15 protein-coding genes are annotated in these 18,511 nt (G+C 69.6%); 12 read left to right on the top strand and 3 right to left on the bottom strand.

Annotated elements, in window-relative coordinates; genetic code table 11:
* Nucleotides 1–2: 2 nt before the first annotated feature.
* The 3 genes from AL072_RS16040 to AL072_RS16030 are packed head-to-tail and all read left to right on the top strand — an operon-like array spanning nucleotide 3 to nucleotide 2,165.
* The gene (locus AL072_RS16040) at nucleotides 3–1,112 is read left to right on the top strand and encodes a pentapeptide repeat-containing protein (RefSeq protein ID WP_158511072.1); all 1,110 of its coding nucleotides are present in this window, start codon (nucleotides 3–5) and stop codon (nucleotides 1,110–1,112) included.
* Between the two features lie 14 nt (nucleotides 1,113–1,126).
* Nucleotides 1,127–1,756 carry a DUF3540 domain-containing protein gene (locus AL072_RS16035; protein WP_052710132.1) on the top strand — a complete coding sequence of 210 codons (630 nt, stop codon included), beginning with the start codon at nucleotides 1,127–1,129 and terminating at the stop codon, nucleotides 1,754–1,756.
* A 13-nt stretch (nucleotides 1,757–1,769) separates the two neighbouring features.
* A complete protein-coding gene (locus tag AL072_RS16030; RefSeq protein ID WP_045583208.1) occupies nucleotides 1,770–2,165 on the top strand; it encodes a DUF4150 domain-containing protein in 396 nt (131 codons plus the stop codon).
* On the opposite strand, the gene AL072_RS16025 is transcribed toward AL072_RS16030, so the two are convergent.
* Nucleotides 2,101–4,686, bottom strand: a complete 2,586-nt coding sequence (locus AL072_RS16025; RefSeq protein WP_158511071.1) for a class I SAM-dependent methyltransferase — start codon at nucleotides 4,684–4,686, stop codon at nucleotides 2,101–2,103. The genes AL072_RS16030 and AL072_RS16025 overlap by 65 nt on opposite strands.
* Here AL072_RS16025 and AL072_RS16020 point away from each other — a divergent pair.
* From AL072_RS16020 to AL072_RS15990, 7 genes are all read left to right on the top strand, one after another.
* The gene (locus AL072_RS16020) at nucleotides 4,685–5,899 is read left to right on the top strand and encodes a nucleotide disphospho-sugar-binding domain-containing protein (protein WP_045583209.1); all 1,215 of its coding nucleotides are present in this window, start codon (nucleotides 4,685–4,687) and stop codon (nucleotides 5,897–5,899) included. The two genes, AL072_RS16025 and AL072_RS16020, sit on opposite strands and share 2 nt — an antisense overlap.
* Nucleotides 5,896–7,803, top strand: coding sequence for a tetratricopeptide repeat protein (locus tag AL072_RS16015; protein ID WP_045583210.1), 1,908 nt, complete (start codon nucleotides 5,896–5,898; stop codon nucleotides 7,801–7,803). Before AL072_RS16020 ends, AL072_RS16015 begins: the two co-directional genes overlap by 4 nt.
* Nucleotides 7,800–8,753 (top strand): phytanoyl-CoA dioxygenase family protein, encoded by a 954-nt coding sequence (locus tag AL072_RS16010; RefSeq protein ID WP_045583211.1) that lies wholly within the window; start codon nucleotides 7,800–7,802, stop codon nucleotides 8,751–8,753. Before AL072_RS16015 ends, AL072_RS16010 begins: the two co-directional genes overlap by 4 nt.
* A gap of 73 nt (nucleotides 8,754–8,826) precedes the next feature.
* Nucleotides 8,827–9,984 carry a type VI secretion system protein TssA gene (tssA, locus tag AL072_RS16005; RefSeq protein WP_045583212.1) on the top strand — a complete coding sequence of 386 codons (1,158 nt, stop codon included), beginning with the start codon at nucleotides 8,827–8,829 and terminating at the stop codon, nucleotides 9,982–9,984.
* Nucleotides 9,981–11,486 carry a lytic transglycosylase domain-containing protein gene (locus AL072_RS35625; RefSeq protein ID WP_245636886.1) on the top strand — a complete coding sequence of 502 codons (1,506 nt, stop codon included), beginning with the start codon at nucleotides 9,981–9,983 and terminating at the stop codon, nucleotides 11,484–11,486. Before tssA ends, AL072_RS35625 begins: the two co-directional genes overlap by 4 nt.
* Nucleotides 11,474–11,935: a hypothetical protein gene (locus AL072_RS15995; RefSeq protein ID WP_144428258.1), complete on the top strand. Its 462-nt coding sequence runs from the start codon at nucleotides 11,474–11,476 to the stop codon at nucleotides 11,933–11,935. The genes AL072_RS35625 and AL072_RS15995 overlap by 13 nt, the downstream gene beginning before the upstream one ends.
* Nucleotides 11,936–12,023: 88 nt before the next feature.
* Nucleotides 12,024–13,748 (top strand): uracil-xanthine permease family protein, encoded by a 1,725-nt coding sequence (locus AL072_RS15990; RefSeq protein ID WP_052710135.1) that lies wholly within the window; start codon nucleotides 12,024–12,026, stop codon nucleotides 13,746–13,748.
* Nucleotides 13,749–13,914: 166 nt separating this feature from the next.
* Here the strand turns inward: AL072_RS15990 and AL072_RS15985 are convergent, their stop codons facing one another.
* Entirely contained in the window at nucleotides 13,915–15,045 is a 1,131-nt protein-coding gene (locus AL072_RS15985; RefSeq protein WP_060721719.1) for a M14 family metallopeptidase, read from the bottom strand.
* The gene (locus tag AL072_RS15980) at nucleotides 15,045–15,818 is read right to left on the bottom strand and encodes a GNAT family N-acetyltransferase (protein WP_245636885.1); all 774 of its coding nucleotides are present in this window, start codon (nucleotides 15,816–15,818) and stop codon (nucleotides 15,045–15,047) included. Before AL072_RS15980 ends, AL072_RS15985 begins: the two co-directional genes overlap by 1 nt.
* A gap of 535 nt (nucleotides 15,819–16,353) precedes the next feature.
* Between AL072_RS15980 and AL072_RS15975 the strand changes: the two genes are divergently transcribed.
* Together AL072_RS15975 and AL072_RS15970 are read left to right on the top strand one after the other, a co-directional pair.
* A complete protein-coding gene (locus AL072_RS15975; protein WP_045580661.1) occupies nucleotides 16,354–17,553 on the top strand; it encodes an IS256 family transposase in 1,200 nt (399 codons plus the stop codon).
* A gap of 42 nt (nucleotides 17,554–17,595) precedes the next feature.
* Nucleotides 17,596–18,276 carry an AAA family ATPase gene (locus AL072_RS15970; protein WP_082109053.1) on the top strand — a complete coding sequence of 227 codons (681 nt, stop codon included), beginning with the start codon at nucleotides 17,596–17,598 and terminating at the stop codon, nucleotides 18,274–18,276.
* Nucleotides 18,277–18,511: the final 235 nt, after the last annotated feature.

Genomic DNA, 18,511 nt, shown 5'->3' with positions numbered 1-18,511 from the left:
GCATGATGGGAATGGGCCTGCACCGGGGCGGCGATCCCCGATCGGTGATGCGCGACGCGGTGGACGTCCACCGCTGCCTGAACGGCTGCGACCTGTCCGGCGCCGACCTCGCCGGCGAAGCCTACGACGTCGCCATGCTGAATTCGGTGCGGCTCGCAGGCGCCCGCATGGCCCGCGGCCGCTGGAACAAGATGACGCTGGTGCAGTGCGATTGCGGGGACGCCGACCTGTCGCAGGCCGGGCTGTCGCTGTCGGTCTTCACCCTCAGCCGGTTCGAGCGCGCGGATTTCCGCGGCGCCCGGCTGGACGGCGTGATGTTCGTCGAATGCGCGCTGGCGGGGGCCGATTTCACTGGCGCCACCCTGTCGCGCTGCAACTTCGCCAATTGCGACCTCGGCGGGGTCAGCTTCCGCGGCGCGGCGATGGACAATTGCACCATGCTGACCTGCCGGCTGGACGGCATGGACGTCAGTGGGGCGGCACTGTCCTTCATGACGCTGACGGAGCCGGACTTCACCCGGCTGCGCTTCGCCGGCACCCGCTTCCACGCCATCGCCGCGCTGAAGGCCAACCTGCGCGGGCTGTCACTGGCCGGGCTGAGCCTGCGGCAATGCACGGTGATGGAAAGCGACATGGAGGGGGTCGACCTGACCGGCGCCGACATCACCCAGTCGCTGTTCTCCAAATCCAACCTGCGCAGCACCCGGCTGCGTGGCGTCCAGGCGATGCGCTGCCTGTTCGACGAGGCCGACCTGACCGGCGCCGACCTCTCCGGCAGCATGCTTGCCCAATCCAACTTCTCCGGCGCGCTGCTGACCGGCGCCGACCTCTCGCGCTGCAACCTGGAACAGGCGCAATTCACCGGCGCACGCGCCGGCGGCGCGGTGTTCGCCGGGTCGAAGCTCGATGCCGCATCGCTGGCCAACGCCGACGTCAGCGGCGCCGACCTCAGCGGCTGCACGGTCGCGCTGGCGGACCTGCACGGGCTGACCGATACGGGCGCCCTGTGGGCCGGCACCAACCGCCGCAAGGCACTCGACACCGACGCCGAAAAGCTGGATGCACAGAGTTTCATTCCCCGGCGGCGGCCGGGAACCGCTGGCAGGGGGTAGGAACCATGGGACACATGCAGGGCGAATTCGCGGAGCCGCTGAACGCGGCAACGGTGAAGACGGCATCGATGATGGGACCCCGCCTGGAAGACGGCATCCTGACCGGCGGGCGCGAGGGTGAATGGCTGGTCGAGTGCCGGGGCCGGATGACGGTCGCCCGCCGTGCCGCCTCCTGCCTGCTGGTGCCCGGCGCGGGCGACCGCGTGCTGACCGCCGACCTCGGGGGGGAGAATTATATCCTGGCGGTGCTGGACCGCGGCGCGGCCTCCGCACCCGCGGAGATCGCGGTGGCGGACGCCGGCAGCCTGCTGATCCAGGCGCCCCGCCTGACCCTGAGGGCGGAGGACGCGCAGTTGGACGCCACCACGCTGAAGGCCGCCGGCCGGCGGCTGACCGTGCTGTATGACGAAGCGGCGGCGACGGTCGGCCGGCTGACGGCGGTGGCGACGCTGGTCCATTCGGTGATCGACCGGCTGCTCCAACAGGCGCGCAGCGTCACCCGGACGGTGGACGGGGTGGAGACGGTCAAGGCGACGCACATGGTGCTGGAAGCCACCGAGACGGTGGTGGTCAAGGGGCGCCAGAGCTTCGTCGGCGCCGAGGAAGACGCCGTGATCCGCGGCAAACGCGTCAACCTGGGCTGAGGAAAGACACGCCATGTTCGCCAATTGCCAGCTCGGCGGCCTCAATCTGGGCTTTCCCGACGTCTGCCTGACCCCGATCCTGGTGCCGGTCCCGATCCCCTACCCCAACATCTCGATGGGGCCGATGGCGATCCCGACCGCACCGAACATCCTGATGTCCTGCGCGCCCGGCCACAACCTGATGACCATCACGCCCATGAGCATGGGCGACACCCCCGGCGTCAACATGGGGGTCGCCTCCGGCATGGTGATGGGACCGACGAGGCACCTGCTCGGCAGCTTCGGCATCTTCCTCAACGGGCCGCCCGCCGCCAAGATGCTTGGGCTGACCGGCCAGAACGGCCTCAGCCCGAACGCGCCGGGCCTCTCGCTGGTGCCGGCGCAGGTGTCCGTCCTGCTGATGATCTGAGGCGGCAGAAGAACTGGTACATGCCGAGGAAGCTCGCCGGATGATCCCGCTCGAACCGATCCCAGCACCGCAGGTCGTCCATCGTCAGATCGGGCGCCAGATCGGGCGCCATCCCCTGCGGCGCGTCCTGGGGCATGTGCCGGCGGTAGGACGCGGCCAGCGCCGGGTCGAGGGAATCGAAGCCCAGGAACTCCAGCCCCAGCGCGTCCAGCGTCTCGCCGATCTGCGGCAGGGTGAAACGGTGCTCGCACGCATGCATCAGGAGATCGCGGAAGCCGCCGGCGGTGGCGCAATCGCGCCAGCCGGCGAGCGCCCTGTGGTCGGGATGGCGGGCCAGCGCGGCGCGCGCGGCGCGGATTCCGGCCGGCGTCGGGCGGTGGCCCTCCGCCGCCAGCCACGCCGATGCGCGCGTGACCTGCCGCCGCGCGATGTCGCTGTAGAGGCCGATCTTCAACAGCCCGTCCGGGGCGAGATGGCGCAGCAGCGCCTGCCAGCCCTCCAGCGGTCGTTCCAGATGGTGCAGCACGCCGACGCATTCGATCAGGTCGAACCGCGCACCGTCTCCCGGCCAGTGGCGGAGGTCGGCATGGTGGAAGGCGATGTTGCCCACCCCCAGCCGTTCGGCCATACGCATGGCGCGGCCGAGGCTGGGCAAGCTGATGTCGAGCGCCACCACCCGCGCCCGCGGATACCGCATCGCGATGCCGACCGGATGCATGCCGCTGCCGCAGCCGGCGACCAGAATCCGCAGATCGTCCGGCGGCGCCGGCAGATCGCTGCGGCAGGGCAGCGCCCAGCGCAGGAACAGCCCGGGCGAATGGGGCGGCGGCCGGAACACGTCGGTCCAGGCCGGATAGGGATGCTCGGCATATTGTCCCGCGACGCGCCGGGTGACGTCGTCGCCCGGCTCCGTGCGGGCGAGCCGCTGCGCCAGCATGCGTTCGCGGGCCGGCTCGCGGATGTGGCGGTCGACCAGCCGGCCGAGCTCTTCGTCGCCCTCGGCCAGCCGCTCGGCGGCCTCCGGCAGGAGGCGGCATTGCGCCAGCGCCGCCAGAATCAGGCGGCCCGCATCGTCCAAAGGTCCGGCGGCGCGGTCGGCCAACCGCTCGGCCAACCGTTCCGCCAGCCGGTCGGCCCGCGCTGCAAGTCCCGGGGTTTCCTCCCAGGCGAAGCCGGTGTTGAAGGCCTGCATCGCCAATGTCACCGCCGGACCGAAGGCCGCGGCCGGCAGGCGCATCCCCTCGTCCAGCAGGGCGACCAGGGCATCGCGCAACGCCGTCAGCAGCCGTTCCAGCCGGATGTCCGGTACGGGAATCCGCCGCAACAGCGGGCGGGCCAATTCTCCCTCCAGCGCCGCCAGCCGGGCGGGACGGAGCCAGCAGGCGCGCAGCGCATCTCCGGCGGCGGCTCCCCCGTCTTCATCCTGCTCTCCGGCCAACGCCAGCAAATCCCCCAGCCCGTCCTCCGCCAGGGCCAGACGGAGGGCGCAGGGGGCGATCCGTTCCGGTTCGATGCCGGGGCGGGTCAGGCAGTCGAGGACCAGGGCGCGGTCCGCCGCGTAACCGGCACCGGGCAGCCGCATGGTCAGATCGGCGAACAGCATCAGCAATGTCGGGTCGCCGGGCGCCGCGGCGCAACCGGCCCGCAGGGCGTCGAGCGCCTCGCCCAGCCGCCCGGCGGCCACCAGCGCACGCACCCGCCCGGCATGGCCGCCGGGGGCGCGCGGCGCACGCACCACCGCTTTGCCGAACCAGTCCAGCGCCTCGTCCAGCCGCCATTGCCGCAGGGCAAGGAAGCCGAGAACGAGCGCGCTGGGGGCGGAGCCGGCTGCAGCAGCCTCCACCTGCCGCAGCCGCTCCGCCGCCTCTCCCATCCGGCCGGCATCGTAGGCATGCAGCCCGGCGTCGTGCAGCAGCACCAGGAAGCGCCGGTCGGCGCTCCTGCCTGCCTGCCGCCCGACGGCGTCGAGCCGGCCCTGGCGGACCAGGAAATCGCAGGCCGCCGCAGCCCCTGCCGCACGGGCGATGCCGCGCGCCTGCCGGCACTGCGCCGCGCCATGGCCGGGAACGAGGACCAGCGCGCGGGCAACCGCCCGATCCGCCGCCGCACCATCCTCCAGGCCGGACGCGAGCGCCGCCCAGCCGTCGGCCATCGCCGGGGCGAGCGCCAGCGCCATGCGGGCCGCATGGTGCGCCTCATTGGCCGCAACATCGGTCACAATATTGGCAGACGCCACCAGCGCGCGGGCCAAACCGTCGAAACCGTCGCCGGATCGCGCATCCTCCATGGCGTGGCGGCAGGCCAGACGGAACCAGCGGACCGCCTCGCCCGCCCGTCCCTGGGCCAACACGGCTTCGCCGCGCAGGAGCAGCCACTCCCCGTCCGCGGCGACATCGCGCGCCGGGCGGCGCAGGGCCGCCGCCGCCATCCCCTCGGCCTGTTCGGCAAGCCCCTGCCGCAGGACACGCCACGCCGCATCCGCATCTGCTGGGTGCGGCTGGTGCATGATTGGAGCTGACATGGCACGCATTCTCCTCGCCTGGGAACTCGGCACCGGATACGGCCACGCCGCCCGGCTGAAGATCGTGGGCGATGCGCTGGCCGCCGCCGGTCACGACCTGATCTTCGCGGTCCGCCACATCGATCAGGCGGCCGAGATCCTGGGCTACACTTCGCTTGTCCAGGCGCCGTCGGTCAATCCCGAACGCGGACGGCGGGCATCGCCGGTCCCGGTGCGCTCCTACAACGACATCCTGCACGCGGTGGGCTTCACCGATCCCGCCTGTGCCCTGCCGATCCTGGCGGCCTGGGAAACCCAGCTGTCGCTGATCCGGCCCGATCTGGTGATCGCCGACAGCAGCCCGTTCCTGGCACTGGCGCTGTATGGCCGCTGCCCGCTGGTGACGGTGGGCGACGGCTATACCCAGCCGCCGCTGCATCTGGACGACATGCCGCTGCTCGACCTGGGATCCCCGCCGCACGGCACGGCACTTGGCCCGGCGCCCGGCGTGCAGACAGAGCGCATCCTGGAGGCGATGGAGCATCTCCAGACGCTGCGCGGCCAGCCGGTGCCGCCAGGCCTGCCGGCCCTGCTGGGCGGGCGGCGGCAGTTCGTCTGCACCCTGCCGGAGCTGGACCCCTATGCCGATCTGCGGCTCGAGCCGGCGCTCGGGCCGCTGACGCCGCTGCCGGCCCCGATGCCGGCGGCCCCGATGCCGCCGGCCACGCCAACAGAGGCCGGCGCCTTCGTCTATCTCGGTGCGGACTATCCGCCGACCGACCGCGTGATGGACGCCATCCTGGCGGCCGGCGTGCCGGTCGCCGTCCATCTGCGCCGCGCACCGGCCGCCCTGCGCGAGCGGCTGCGCGCCCGCGGCGCGGTGGTGCACGACACGCCGCCGCCGCTCGATGCCATGCTGGCCGCCCATGCGATCGCTGTCCACCATGGCGGTTCGGCCACCGCCGCGACCGCTCTGGCCGCCGGCCGGCCGCAGCTGATCGTCGGCCAGCATCTGGAACACCGGCTGAACGCCGGTGCGCTGGGCCGGCAGGGGGTGAGCCGCGACATCGCCGGTGCTGCGGAGGCGGAGGCCGCGGGCGCCGTGCTGGCCGACATGCTGCAGGATGCGGCGCTGTTCGACCGCGCCGCCGCCGCCGCAAGGCGGATCGCCGAACGCCGCGCCCCCTCCCCGGTCGGAGCGGTGATCCGCGCCTGCGAAGAGTTGGCGGCATGACGACGGAGCGGTTCGACACGCCGGCCCATGCGCTCGACCGGGCGCTCGAGGAGCAGCGGGCCGGCCGTCCCGGTCAGGCTGTGGGCATCCTGGCGCAGCTGGTCAGGGCGTTTCCCGGCTACACGCCCGCCTATGTCATGCTCGGCGGCCTGCAGGTCACGCTGGGGCGCCTAGACGACGCGGTCCGGACGCTGGGCGTGGCATTGCTGCAGGACGAGCGGTCGGCCGCCGCCTACAGCAACCTCGGCAACGCGCACCGCCTCGCCGGCCGGTTGGACGAGGCGATCCTGTGCCTGCGCCGCGCCCTCCAACTGGAACGGGAGGGGCCGCACCCGCAATCGCCGGCGATCCGCTGCAACCATGCCTCCGCCCTGGACGCGGCCGGCCGGCGGGAGGAGGCAGCCGCCCTCTACAAGGAAGCCATCCGGCTGTTTCCGGACAGCGATCAGCCGCTGCTGGGCCTGGCGGAGATGCTGGGGCGGGCGGGCAACCTCGCCGCCGCCATCTCCCTCACCCGGCAGGCGGTGCGGGTGGCGGACGAGAAGCTGGCGCCGCTTCTGGGGTTGTCGCAGCTCTACCGGCGGGCCGGCTGGTTCGCGGCGGCCCTCGACACCACGGAGCGGGCGTTGTCGCTCGACTCCTCCAACCCGCGCGCCCTGTTCGACCATGGCCTGAACTGTCTGGCGCTGGGCCGCACCGACGAGGCGCTGCGCCGGCTGGACGAGGCGAAGACGCTGATGCCCCGCCTGCCCGGTATCGAGCTGTGGCGGGGCCGCGCACTGCTGGCGGCCGGCCGGGCGCGCGACGCCGCCCGCATCTTCATCGCCCTGATCCGGGAGACGCCGGGGGACGCGGGGCCCTATCTGGGGTTGGGGCAGGCTCTGCGCACGGAGGGCAAGCTGGACGATGCGCTGAAATGCTTCGCCCAGGCGCTCGACCGCGACCCCGCCCTGTTGCCGGCGGAAAAGCACCGGGTGGAAACGCTGCTGGTCAAGGGCGACCATGCCGGGGCGTGGCCGGCCTATGCCCGGCTGATGGATGCGCACGGCTCCGGTGAGGCAGGCGGCCCCGGCGGAGATGCGGAGGAGCCGTTCCGCGCCCTGCCGCCCTGGTGCGGCGAACCGCTGGAGGGGGCGACACTGGTGGTCGACGCCCGATTGCCGCTGATCGACGCCATCCTGTTCGCCCGCTTCCTGCCGGCATTGGCCGAGGGGGCGGCCGAGGGGGCGGGACGGCTGGAGGTGCGGACGACGCCGGCCCTGGCCCCGCTGTTCGCCCGCCTGCCGGGGGTCGCGGCGGTGCGCGTGCGGGCCGGCGCCTTCGACGCCGGTACGCTGCGCTACAGTCTGGCCGCCCTGCCCGGCGATTTCCGGATCCGGCCGGACGGGCTGGCGCCCTGGCAGCCCTATCTCGGCCTTCCGACTGCCGGTGATCCGTCCGACGGCGCCCCCCCTGGCGACGATCCCGCCCCCTGTGCCGGCCGGCTTCGCGTCGCGGTCCAGGGGCGGCGGCTGCGGGACCGCGCAAAGGGCTGGTTCGCCGACGCCGATGCATTGGAACGTGGACCGGAAACGGATTGGACGCTGGATGGAGACGGCTGCGCCGTCGGGTCGCCGGTGGAGCTGCTGGCCCTCCTCGACGGCTTCGACGCGCTGATCTCGCCCGATCACCCCCTGGCCCATCTGGCAGCCGCCGCCGGCAAGCCGGTGCTGGTGGCGCTGACGGACGACGGCAGCCGGCCGGTTCATTGGGTTTGGCCGCGCGACCGCGCCGACAGCGCCTGGTATCCGACCGCGCGGATCCGGCGGTCCGCTCCGTCCCTGCCGAACGCCAACGCCGATTTCGACCTCGACACCGACGTCCGCGGCTGGCTGGCGACACTGCGGAAGGATGGGCGCCGATGATGCCGTCGATCCGCCTCGGCAGCCTGCGCCACGGGCCGGGCGCCGCCCCGTCCCAGGTGGCGCGCGGCTTCCTGACCTGGGGCTTCGCGATCATGGAGGGGGTTCTGCCCGCCCATGACCTCGGCCGTCTCGATGGGGAGGCGACGGCCCTGATGGCGGAACGGCGCCGCACCATGGAGGCCGATCCCGCCTTGCGGGACCGGTTGGCGGCGCAGGCGCCGGACGCGCATCGCGCCCGCGCCATGGCGGTGGCGGCCGGCCGGCTGGAAATCCGCGACATGCCGCCGCCCTGGAACGATCCGGCGACGGCGCTGGGCTGGTTCGCCCGCCCGCCGCTGAACCGCCTGCTGGCGGAGATCTTCGGAGCCGAGCCGCTGGCCCTGCTCGCCGGCTTTTCCGGGCTGCGCCATCACGCCGCCGGTCCGGACCCGATGGATCTGGGCTTCCACCAGGACGGCGCGGCATTCGGGGAGGATGTGCCGATGCTGATCGCCTGGATGCCGCTGACCCCGGCCGGCCTGGAGAGCACGACGATCCAGCTCGTCGCCGCAGCCGTCGACCGGCTGATGTGGGCGGACGGGCCGGAGGGGGGCAATCCCTGGGACTTCGAGCTGCCATGGCGGCAGGTGGCCCGCGCCTATCCCGACGTCGCGCTGTGGCAGCCGGTCATCGCGCCCGGCAGCGTCCTGCTCATGAACCAGCGCGCCATCCACCGCACCTGCCGGGAGGCGTGCATGGACCGCGGCTTCTTCTCGCTGATCCTGCGCGTGATCCGGGCGCGGGACGCGGAAAGGCTGCTGGCGCGCTTCCCCCACCCGACGCCCCTGGCGGTCTTCGCACCGGCGGAAGGGAGCGGAGATGGCGGCGGAGATGGTGGCCCGCGCTATCGCCTTCAGCGGATCGGGGAGGCGGGGGGAACGATCGTTCGATCTGCTGATAATACGATTTAAATATTCCTTATGGACAATGGCATCCCGGGCTGGCGGAATCGGTTCCGGGCAATGGTGGAAAGGGCTTTGACCAATGGACACGAAACCGGCCGCTTCCGAGCCGCGCATCCACCGGCCCCGCGTGGAGAAGCTTCCCTATGCGGCGCTGCTGGAACCGATCCCCGGCGGCAATCCCTGCGGCGAGAGCCTGCGCTACGACGACGCCTATGACAGGCTGCGCGAATACCAGCGCGAAGAGGACGCCACCCTGCCGCAGGATGTCTGGCAGCGGGAGCTGAAGCGCGCGCAATGGCCCGACGTCTACCGGCTGTCGGTGGAGGTGCTGCAGTCCCGGACCAAGGATCTGCAGATCGCCGCCTGGCTGACGGAGGCGCTGTTCCACCTGCACGGCATCCCCGGACTGATCGACGGCATCAACCTGCTGAACGACCTGTGCGCCCGCTACTGGACCGGCATCCATCCGCAGGACGAGGACGGCGATCCGGAATGGCGGGCCGCCCCCTTCGCCGCGCTGGACCGCCGTCTTGTCGTACTGCTGCGGCAGGTGCCGATCACCGACCCGTCGACCGCCGATGCCTCCACCTGTTCCTACGAGCAGTATGAGGAGGCCATCCAGATGGACGGCCTGGCGCGGCGCGACAGCAAGCAGTACGACCGGCTGGCCGCCGAAGGAAAGATGACGCGCCAGCGGCTGCTGGCCAGCGCGTCGATGACCAGCCCGGCCTTCTTCGCCGATACCGCCCGCGATCTGGTCGTGCTGATGAACGACGCCGTGACGCTGGAACTGCAGCTCGATTCGCTGATGGGCCGCGACGCGCCGTCGATGGGCGGGCTGCGCGGGCTGCTTGAACAGATCATTCGGGTGATCAGGGAGATCGGCGGGATGGAAAACGGAACGGCCGAAGGCGCGGAGACCGGTGCGGCGGGAGCCGGCGACGGCCAGTTCCAGGGCGCGGCGGCGGCCCTGCCCGGAGGCAGCATCTCCGAATTTCCCAACCGCCCGCCCGGCCCCATCGTCAGCCGCGACGACGCCTATCGCCGCTTGAACGAAGCGGCGGAATATCTGCTGCGCACCGAACCGCACAGCCCGGTCGGCTATCTGGTCAAACGCGCCATCTCCTGGGGCCGGATGGACCTGTCCGAGCTGCTCCAGGAATTCATCGGCAGCGACCAGGATCTGTTCAAGACCTACGGGCTGCTCGGCATCCGCGAGTGGACCGGCCGGAAGTGACGGACGCGACGGGCATGGGCCGCGGGCGGAAGCTTGCGCTTTTCGGCATCGCGCTGGCGGCGGGCATCGCCGCCGGCGGGGCTTGCGCACAGACGGCGGACAGGGCGCCGGCCGCCGGCAAGCCGGCGGCAACCCATCCCGTGACACGGCCGGCGGTGACACGGCCGGCGGTGACGCGCCCGGCCGTGTCACGCCCCGCAGCGACACGGCCGGCGGTCGCAAAGCACGCACCCGCCCAAAAGGCCGGACCGGCCAAAACCGCCAAGCCGGCAGCCGCGGCCAAGCCTCGCAAGCCCGCTCCGCCCACCAGCCCGGTATGGCTTTGCCGGGCGGCGAGCAACGGGAATACACTGGCGGCCTTCCTGCTCGGGCGGCTGTATCTGACGGGGGCCGGCGTGCCGCTGTCTCCGGAACTGGGGGCGGCCTGGCTGCGGGTGGCACGGGAGCGCGGCAACGCCGATGCCGCCCAGCTGCTCGACAGCATCGGTCCGACGACACCGGTGCGGCCGGCCTGCGGCAAGGATGCCGTCGCCATCCCGCTTCCCGTTCCGCCGGCCCCGGCAGTGCCATCCCCCCCGCAGCCGGCAGCGTCGTCCGCCGGGCAGCCGCCCTCCCCTTCGGCCATATCGCCGGCCGCACCGCCGGCTCCGGCGCCGAAGGAGGCGCCACCACCGGCCGATCCGGGGCTGATGGGTGCCGGGGCGCATTGGTCCGCCCTGGGCACTCTTCCCGGCATGAGGGGGAACGGCCTTCCGCGCGGCATGGCCAATGACATGCCGGCGGCGCTGCCGGCCCGGTTCGTCAGCCCTGTGTTCCGGCAGCGCCCCCCCGGCGCCGCGGGCATCGGGCGCCTCGGGCTGGGCACGGATGCGCCGGCAGCCGTGCGCGAGATCGTGAACCGCCATGCGGTCGAGCTGAACCTCGATCCCGACCTCGTCCTGGCGATGATCTCGGTCGAATCGCGCTTCCGCCCCGACGCCGTATCGCCGAAGAACGCGGCCGGACTGATGCAACTGATCCCGGCCACCGCCCAACGCTTCGGCGTCGTCGATGTGTTCGACCCCGAGGACAACATCCGGGGCGGCATGCGCTATCTGCGCTGGCTGCTCGACAATTTCCAGGGTGACGTCACCAAGGCGGTCGCCGCCTACAATGCCGGCGAAGGTGCCGTGGAACAGCATGGCGGCGTGCCGCCCTATCAGGAGACGCGGGACTATGTCCGGCGGATCCGCGCCGCCTATCCGCAGGATTGGCTGCCCTTCAACACCCCCTACGACAGCGGCCAGCCCGCGGGCAGCCGTCCGGCGGCGAGCCGCACGCCTCAGGCCTGGGCTCCTCAGGCCGCGCCCCCTCAGGCTTGGACGTCGCCGGCATGGACGGCGCAGTGGGCCATGCAGGGTCGCGCGGCGGGAGGCCTTGCGAGCGGAGCCACATATGGCGGGACCGGGTTCGCGACGGCCGCGCGCCCGGTGTCGGATACGCTGTCCCCGTGGCTGCCATGACCGCCGAACCGCACATGCTGTCCCGGCCGCTGCACGGCCTGTCGCGGCTGGCCGGGGCGATGTCCGGGATGGCCGCCGGGCCGCTCGCCCTGCCGCTTGCCCGCTTTTCCCGACGCTGCTCGATCATGGCCGATGCGATGACCTCCTCCGACCCGCCCCGCGGTTCCCGTCCCCCGGAAGACGAACGCCCATCGATCCGGGACACCCTCCATACGGCGGGGATCGGAGCGGTCTGGGTCTGGCGCGTGACGACGGCGCCGATCCGGCTGGTGGTGTGGCTGGCCGAGGCCATCGTCACGCTGTCGATGGCCGCCATCCTGATCGGCATCGCCGCCTGGATGGCCGGATTGGTCCCGGACGAGCTGCTGCTGCGGCTGGCCCATCCGCTGATGGAGAAGCTGGCCGGCCTTCTGTCCCATGCCCTTTCGGACCCCCCTCGATCCCCCTGATCCCCCTGCCCCCTGATCGCTGCCCCCCTGCCCCACATGCCGCCCCGACCCGGCATCGCCCGATGATACCCTCCGATTGCGAGCCCACATGACGAAGCGCCCGTCCGAACTGACCTATTGGGTGAGCGAGAACCCGCCGCCCATCCCCCTGCTGCTGCTGTCCCTTCAGCATTTCGCTCTGGTCGCGATCTTCCTTGTGGTGTCGGTGACGGTGGCGAAGCTCGCCAACCTGGATGCCGAGACCGGCAGCGAGCTGATCTGCCTGACGATGATCGCCGGCGGCATCTCCACCATCCTGCAATGCCTGGGACGCGGCGGCATCGGGTCGGGTTTCATGGTGCCGGCGACGACCACGACGATCATGCTGCCGCCGGCCGCCCTGGCGCTGGTGAAGGGCGGGCTGCCGCTTCTGTTCGGCATGAGCCTGATGAGCGGGATTCTGGTGGTGGTGCTGTCGCGCTTCATCCATCGGCTGCGCCCGCTGTTTCCGACGGAGATCGCCGGTTTCGTCGTCTTCATGGTCGGCATGACGGTGATGATCCTGGCGCTGCGCCAGCTGCTGGGCATGGGCGGAGCGGATGGCGCCTATGCCCACTACGCCGCGCTCGGCCTTCCGATCCTGGCGCTGATCGTCGGGTTGAACATCTGGGGCACCAGAAAGCTCCAGCTCTATTGCTCGCTGATCGGCGTGACCGCCGGCTATGTGCTGGGCATCGTCAACGGCTGGCTGACGCCGGAGAACGTGACCCAGCTGTCGGAGGCGCCGATGCTCGCCCTGCCGCAGCCGGGACGCTTCGGGCTTGCTTTCGACTTCGACCTGATCCTGCCCTTCGTCATCACATCGCTCGCCATCACGCTGAGTTCGGTGGGTGCGGTGACCGCCGCCCAGAAGGCCAACGATTCCGAATGGAAGCGCCCGGACATGGCGAACATCGGTCGCGGCATCCTGGCCGACGGGCTGTCCAACATCGCCGCCGCCCTGATCGGCGGCGTCGGGCAGGCGGCGACGTCCAGCGCGGTCGGCCTGTCGGTCGCGACCGGCGCCACCAGCAGGGCCATCGGCTTCGGCATCGGCGGGCTGCTGATCGTGCTCGCCTTCTCTCCGAAGGTCGCCACCGCCCTGCTGATCATGCCGCCGCCGGTCATCGGCGCGGCCCTGCTGTCCAGCGGCTGCTTCCTGGTGATGAACGGCATCCAGGTCATCAGCTCCCGCCTGCTCGATTCGCGCAAGATCTTCGGACTGGGCATCGCCATGTCCTTCGGCCTTGCCCGGTTGGTCGATCCGCATTTCTTCGAGACGCTGCCCGGCTGGATCCAGCCTTGGGTCGGGTCGGCGCTGACGGTGGCGGTGGCGCTGGTGCTGATCCTGAACGCGGTCCTGCGCATCGGTACCGGCGCGCGCAGCCATCTGAAACTGGACCTCGCCACCCTGTCGGCGGAGAAGCTGGCCGACATCGTCGAGGAGCAGGGCAAGCTGTGGGCCGTGGAATTGCAGACCGCCCACCGCGTCCGCTTCGCCTTGCAGGAGAGTTTCGACCTTCTGGTCGGCAACGGGATGGTGATGGAGGAAGCCGGGGGCGCCTGTCCGGTGGAGTTGCGGACACGCTTCGACGAATTCACCTTTTCGGTGACGATCGTCTATCGCGGGCTGCCGCTGACCGTCGAAACCAAGCGCCCCACGCCGGAGGAAATCCTGGACTCGGACGACGGCGCCCAACGCCTGGCATCCTTCCTGATCGGGCGTGTCGCCAACGCCGTCCGCTGCACGGTCCGCGACGGCCGGTGCGAAGCGCAGCTCATCTTCAACGTCTGATGCCAGTACCGGAAAGTTCCGACCTGTGGTCGGCACTTTCCGGCCCCTCAAGCGCCGGGCGGCCCCCCATTGATACTCTATCGGGGCCGCGGGCCTTGGCTTCGCGGGCATGAGCCCGCACGGCCGCCGTCGCGGCCGATCGCGTCAGAACTGTCTGACCCAGGTATCAATTGGACTGGGTGAGTCCTGCCAGGGCTCGCCGAATGACAGGCGTCGACTGACCGAGGACCATGCCTTTCCAAACTGCGGAATGGTCGTAGAAGGCGGCCAGCAGTTTGGTGCGGATCCGCTGTCCCTGTGTCGAGACGGGCACTCCGTGCTGGTGCAGCCAGGCATCCGCGCGCAAGGCGTCGAACGTGTCTTCAAGGGCGCGGACACCAAACTCGAGCGTGATCGCCGTCACCTCCGCGTGGGGCAGCAGGCGAGGGATGCCGATCATGCAGTCACCCGACAGGTCGGCCGAGACGGAGCCGCCGTCCACGCTGGATGTGACGCCTGTGCCGAACCAGCGGGCCGCACGCGCGAAGACGGCGGTGTCGCGGCGTTCGCTGACGATCTCCTCGGCGACACCCCACGCCCCCAGCCCGGTGTGATAGTCGATGACCGCCACCCGGCGGGCAGTGGACAGCCGGCCGGTCAGAATGTCGGAGAGCGTGCGTCGGGCCCAGGTTGGCTTCCGGCCGCCATAGAACAATCCCCGAGGATCGGTGTGTTGCCCGCTGGAAACGACGGCCTGGAACCTGGAAAGCCCGTGAGCGCCAATGTACGCACCGAACATCCTGGCGCTGGCCGCCCGCGATTTTGCGGTCCATTCCCTGGGCGACAGCGCTTCGCGCAGCATCTCGTAGTCCGGGTTTTCCGGAAGACGAGCATTGAAATCCACCCAGTTGCGGTTGAGGTCGACGTTCTCTTCGGTCACGCGGCGGGTCCAGGCAAAGCCATAGGGGTTGGCCGCATGGATGAGCAGTGCGGCCGTGCCCTCCGGCATCCTCGCGGCTTCGCCGCTTTGCAACCAGTCGATTTGTGCGCCGGAGCCGCAATACCCCTCCACGCCGTGGACTCCGGAAATCAGGGTCAGCACGCGCCCGGCGTCACGCGGTCCGATCCAGGCGACATCGACAGACAAGGCCTCGCCGTCCGGCCCCGACATCGGACTGACAAAACTCTCGACATCGGCTTCGACCACTTCCGCTGCCGCTCGGAACTTGGCCCGCGCTTCCGAATAGCTGGTGCTGAAACTTTGGACCTTGTCGATGTTTCGCCTTCCGCGCATCGGCTCATCCTTGGACGAGAGCATCAGTGGGCGCGGTTCAGGAAATGCTTGGCGTACTTGCCCGACAATTCATCCATCGGGACGATGAGGCAAACGTCGGTGGTGTTGAATGCCCGGTCGATGACGGCGCCATCGCCGATATAGCCGCCAACCCGCAAATATCCTTTGAGCAATGGTGGAAGCCCCGCCGCCGCCGTGCGGGCGCCCAACTGCATCACCACCGTCTCACCCGACGCGGCGGACGTCGGCAAACGGTCCAGCGCAACGCGGCGGTCCGGCAGGGCTCGGGCTCGGAGCGCCGGCGGCGCCAGGTGATGGCTGTGCAGGTAGGCGAGCGTGGGAGCAAGCGCGTCGATGTCCGTGCCGGGCAGGCTGGCGCACCCGAACATCATCGAGATGTCATGCCGCAGGATGTAGGTGGCGATGCCCTGCCACAGCAACTGCATTGTCGCCCCGCTGCGGTAAGCCGGATCGACGCAGGACCGCCCAAGTTCCAGCAGTTCGCCGGGATGATCAAGCAGGGGAGCAAGGTCGAACTCGGTGGCGGAATAGAAGCCGCCATGTCGTTCCGCCACCGAGCGGCGCAGAAGACGGTAGGTGCCGACGACCGCGCCCCCCGTCCCATGGTCGATGATGATGAGATGGTCGCAGACCGCGTCGAAGGCGTCCACATCACGACCGGGAGTACCGCTCGCGAGCGTTGCTCCGAGTTCATCGTGGAAAACGCGGTGGCGCAGGGCCTGCGCGGCATCGACTTCGCGAGCGCCCGCGGCCAGCCGCACCTCGAAGCGCGCCACGGCAGGGAAAGCCGTCGGGGCTGGAGCGGCGTTCAGAGTCCGCAAGGCCATGTGCCATCCTCCCGTTTGTTCTCCCTTGGTGATGCCCGAACTGCGCGACTCTATGATGAAGCGGCGGCGACGGTCGTGTTACAGGCAACCGCGAAGACACCTTCGAGAGTGCGAAACGGGACAGCCGGCGGGCGCTCCCTCGATTCCTCCGCCCCACCCCTGTCCCGCTTCCCTCTTCCTTTCGCTGTGAGCCTCCCCTGCCGGGGCGGGGTTGGAGCCAACCTGCACGGCGAACTGGCGGGCATCCTGGCGGTCTGCGAGAGCGCCGCCCGGATGCGCAAGACCCAAACACACCAAACGCCCCGGATCATTAGAACCGGGGGTCGTGCCCCACGGGGTGGTGTAGGAGCTGTGGGGAACCGGCCCGCCGTAGCGCCCTCCGATGGCTGGCGTAGGCGGGCCGGTTATCCATAGCGGGGCGGTCATCGCGGTTCTTCGATAGAGTCTGGTCACCACACCTCAACCCGACCGAAGGGTGACCACGATGACCGACGAGATGATGGCGCTTCGCGCGATGCTTGAGAAGGGCGCGGATGCCGATGTTCTGCGCGAGATGATCGGCTTTGCTGCCGAGCGGCTGATGGAGTTGGAGGTGCAGGGCCTGACCGGCGCCGGTCATGGCGAACGGTCGGCCGAGCGACTGGTTCAGCGCAACGGCTATCGCGATCGCGACTGGGAAACTCGAGCCGGCACCGTCGAGCTGCGCATTCCCAAACTGCGCAAGGGCTCCTACTTCCCCGGCTTTCTGGAGCCGCGGCGGATGGCTGAGAAGGCGCTGACGGCGGTGATCCAGGAGGCCTACATCCAGGGCATCTCGACGCGCTCGGTGGACGATCTGGTCCAGGCCATGGGAATGTCTGGCATCTCCAAGAGCCAGGTCAGTCGGTTGTGCGCCGAGATCGACGAGCGGGTTAAGACCTTTCTCGGCCGTCCCATCGAGGGCGACTGGCCCTACCTGTGGCTGGATGCCACCTACGTGAAGGTGCGCCAGAACGGACGCATCGTTTCGGTCGCCGTGACCATCGCGGTGGCGGTCAACACCGACGGCCGGCGCGAGGTGCTGGGCATGGACATCGGCCCGTCCGAGGCGGAAACCTTCTGGATCGAGTTCCTACGCAAGCTCAAGCGCCGTGGTCTGAGCGGCGTCAAGCTGGTGATCTCCGACGCCCATGGCGGCATCAAGGCCGCCGTCACCCGGGTCTTCCAGGCGACGTGGCAAAGGTGCCGGGTCCATTTCTCCAGGACAGCGCTCGCCCACGCCGGCAAGAGCGGACGCCGTGTCGTGGCGGCCTTCATCGCCACGGCCTTCGCCCAGGACGATGCGGCATCTGCTCGCACGCAGTGGCGGCAAGTGGCCGATCAGGTCCGGGCCAAGCTGCCGAAGCTGGCCACCCTGATGGACGAGGCGGAAGAAGACGTCCTGGCCTACATGACCTTTCCCAGGGAGCATCGGGCCAAGCTCCACTCGACAAACCCGATTGAACGTCTCAACGGCGAGATCAAGCGGCGCACCGAGGTTGTCGGCATATTTCCCAACGAGGAAGCGATTACGAGGCTCATCGGCGCCATCCTCTTGGAGCAAAACGATGAATGGGCCGTTCAGCGGGCACGCTACATGACGCTGGAAACCATCGCCCCGCTCGGCGATGATCCCATCGTCAGCCTGCCCGCTGTGGCCGCCTGACCATCCGGCCAGACCGGCCGGAGAACCTGATGAGCGACCCAGATCCTACACCACTCCTCGGGGCATGATCTGGTCTGCGACATACTGGCCGGGCTGATCGCACTCCAGCCTACGTCTGGACGCAAGAGCTTCGGAGAACTCGAGGCCGTACTTCTGATCGATGAAATTGAGGCTCATCTCCATCCGCGATGGAAGATGCAGATCATGGCGGCGCTACGGAGAGTTCTGCCTAAATCTATCATCATCGCAACGACCCACGACCCACTCTGTCTGCGGGGAATGCATGACCAGGAGGTGGTCGTCTTCAATCGCACTCTGAAGAATGATGGAGCAAATTCAGACGACTTACCGGTCTTCGTCGAGACGATTCTGGCGCTGCCAAACGTGGAGAACCTGACTTTGGAACAACTCCTAACGTCAGATTTTTTCTCAATGTTCAGCACTGACTCACCCGCAGCCGAGTATAATCTTGCGAAGCTTGGCAACCTCATCGCGCGAGAGGCGCGCGGAGAAGTACTGACCGAGTCCGAATGGACCACGCTCAGAAAGCTCCGCAAAGAGGTGATGGATGCGCTTCCGCTTGGCTCCTCGGAGGTGCAGCGCTTGGTCGAGGAGGCTGTTTTCACCTACCTCCAGAAAAGGCGTGGATTGCGATCCGCCCAGCTTGAGACCCTCAAGGCCGACACACGCGAACTCATAGTGAAAGCTCTGGAGGCGTACTGACATGCGTCGGGTCTCGAGAGGGGACAAGCCACCGCCGGCCGCCCTGGCCACACGAAGCAAGCAGGGCACCGAGCTTGAGCGTGTGCGCAAGCACATGGAGGAGGCTCTCCCTCCTGACGTGAAGCGGAAGGCATTTCCATTCAAAGCCTACAAGGCTGAAAACGTAAAGAAACGTCTAGAAGAGCTTTTCCACGGCAAGTGCGCATACTGTGAATCACTCTACGCCTCCCAAGCG

Source organism: Azospirillum thiophilum (assembly GCF_001305595.1).
GTDB lineage: Bacteria > Pseudomonadota > Alphaproteobacteria > Azospirillales > Azospirillaceae > Azospirillum > Azospirillum thiophilum.
This window is presented reverse-complemented; position numbering and strand designations above follow the sequence as displayed.

What these genes read in the sequence shown, in the direction of transcription:
- AL072_RS16040 (WP_158511072.1), top strand. Translation starts at nt 3, where the DNA reads ATGATGGGAATGGGCCTGCACCGGGGCGGCGATCCCCGATCGGTGATG.
- AL072_RS16035 (WP_052710132.1), top strand. Translation starts at nt 1,127, where the DNA reads ATGCAGGGCGAATTCGCGGAGCCGCTGAACGCGGCAACGGTGAAGACG.
- AL072_RS16030 (WP_045583208.1), top strand. Translation starts at nt 1,770, where the DNA reads ATGTTCGCCAATTGCCAGCTCGGCGGCCTCAATCTGGGCTTTCCCGAC.
- AL072_RS16020 (WP_045583209.1), top strand. Translation starts at nt 4,685, where the DNA reads ATGGCACGCATTCTCCTCGCCTGGGAACTCGGCACCGGATACGGCCAC.
- AL072_RS16025 (WP_158511071.1), bottom strand. Translation starts at nt 4,686, where the DNA reads ATGTCAGCTCCAATCATGCACCAGCCGCACCCAGCAGATGCGGATGCG.
- AL072_RS16015 (WP_045583210.1), top strand. Translation starts at nt 5,896, where the DNA reads ATGACGACGGAGCGGTTCGACACGCCGGCCCATGCGCTCGACCGGGCG.
- AL072_RS16010 (WP_045583211.1), top strand. Translation starts at nt 7,800, where the DNA reads ATGATGCCGTCGATCCGCCTCGGCAGCCTGCGCCACGGGCCGGGCGCC.
- tssA (WP_045583212.1), top strand. Translation starts at nt 8,827, where the DNA reads ATGGACACGAAACCGGCCGCTTCCGAGCCGCGCATCCACCGGCCCCGC.
- AL072_RS15990 (WP_052710135.1), top strand. Translation starts at nt 12,024, where the DNA reads ATGACGAAGCGCCCGTCCGAACTGACCTATTGGGTGAGCGAGAACCCG.
- AL072_RS15985 (WP_060721719.1), bottom strand. Translation starts at nt 15,045, where the DNA reads ATGCTCTCGTCCAAGGATGAGCCGATGCGCGGAAGGCGAAACATCGAC.
- AL072_RS15975 (WP_045580661.1), top strand. Translation starts at nt 16,354, where the DNA reads ATGACCGACGAGATGATGGCGCTTCGCGCGATGCTTGAGAAGGGCGCG.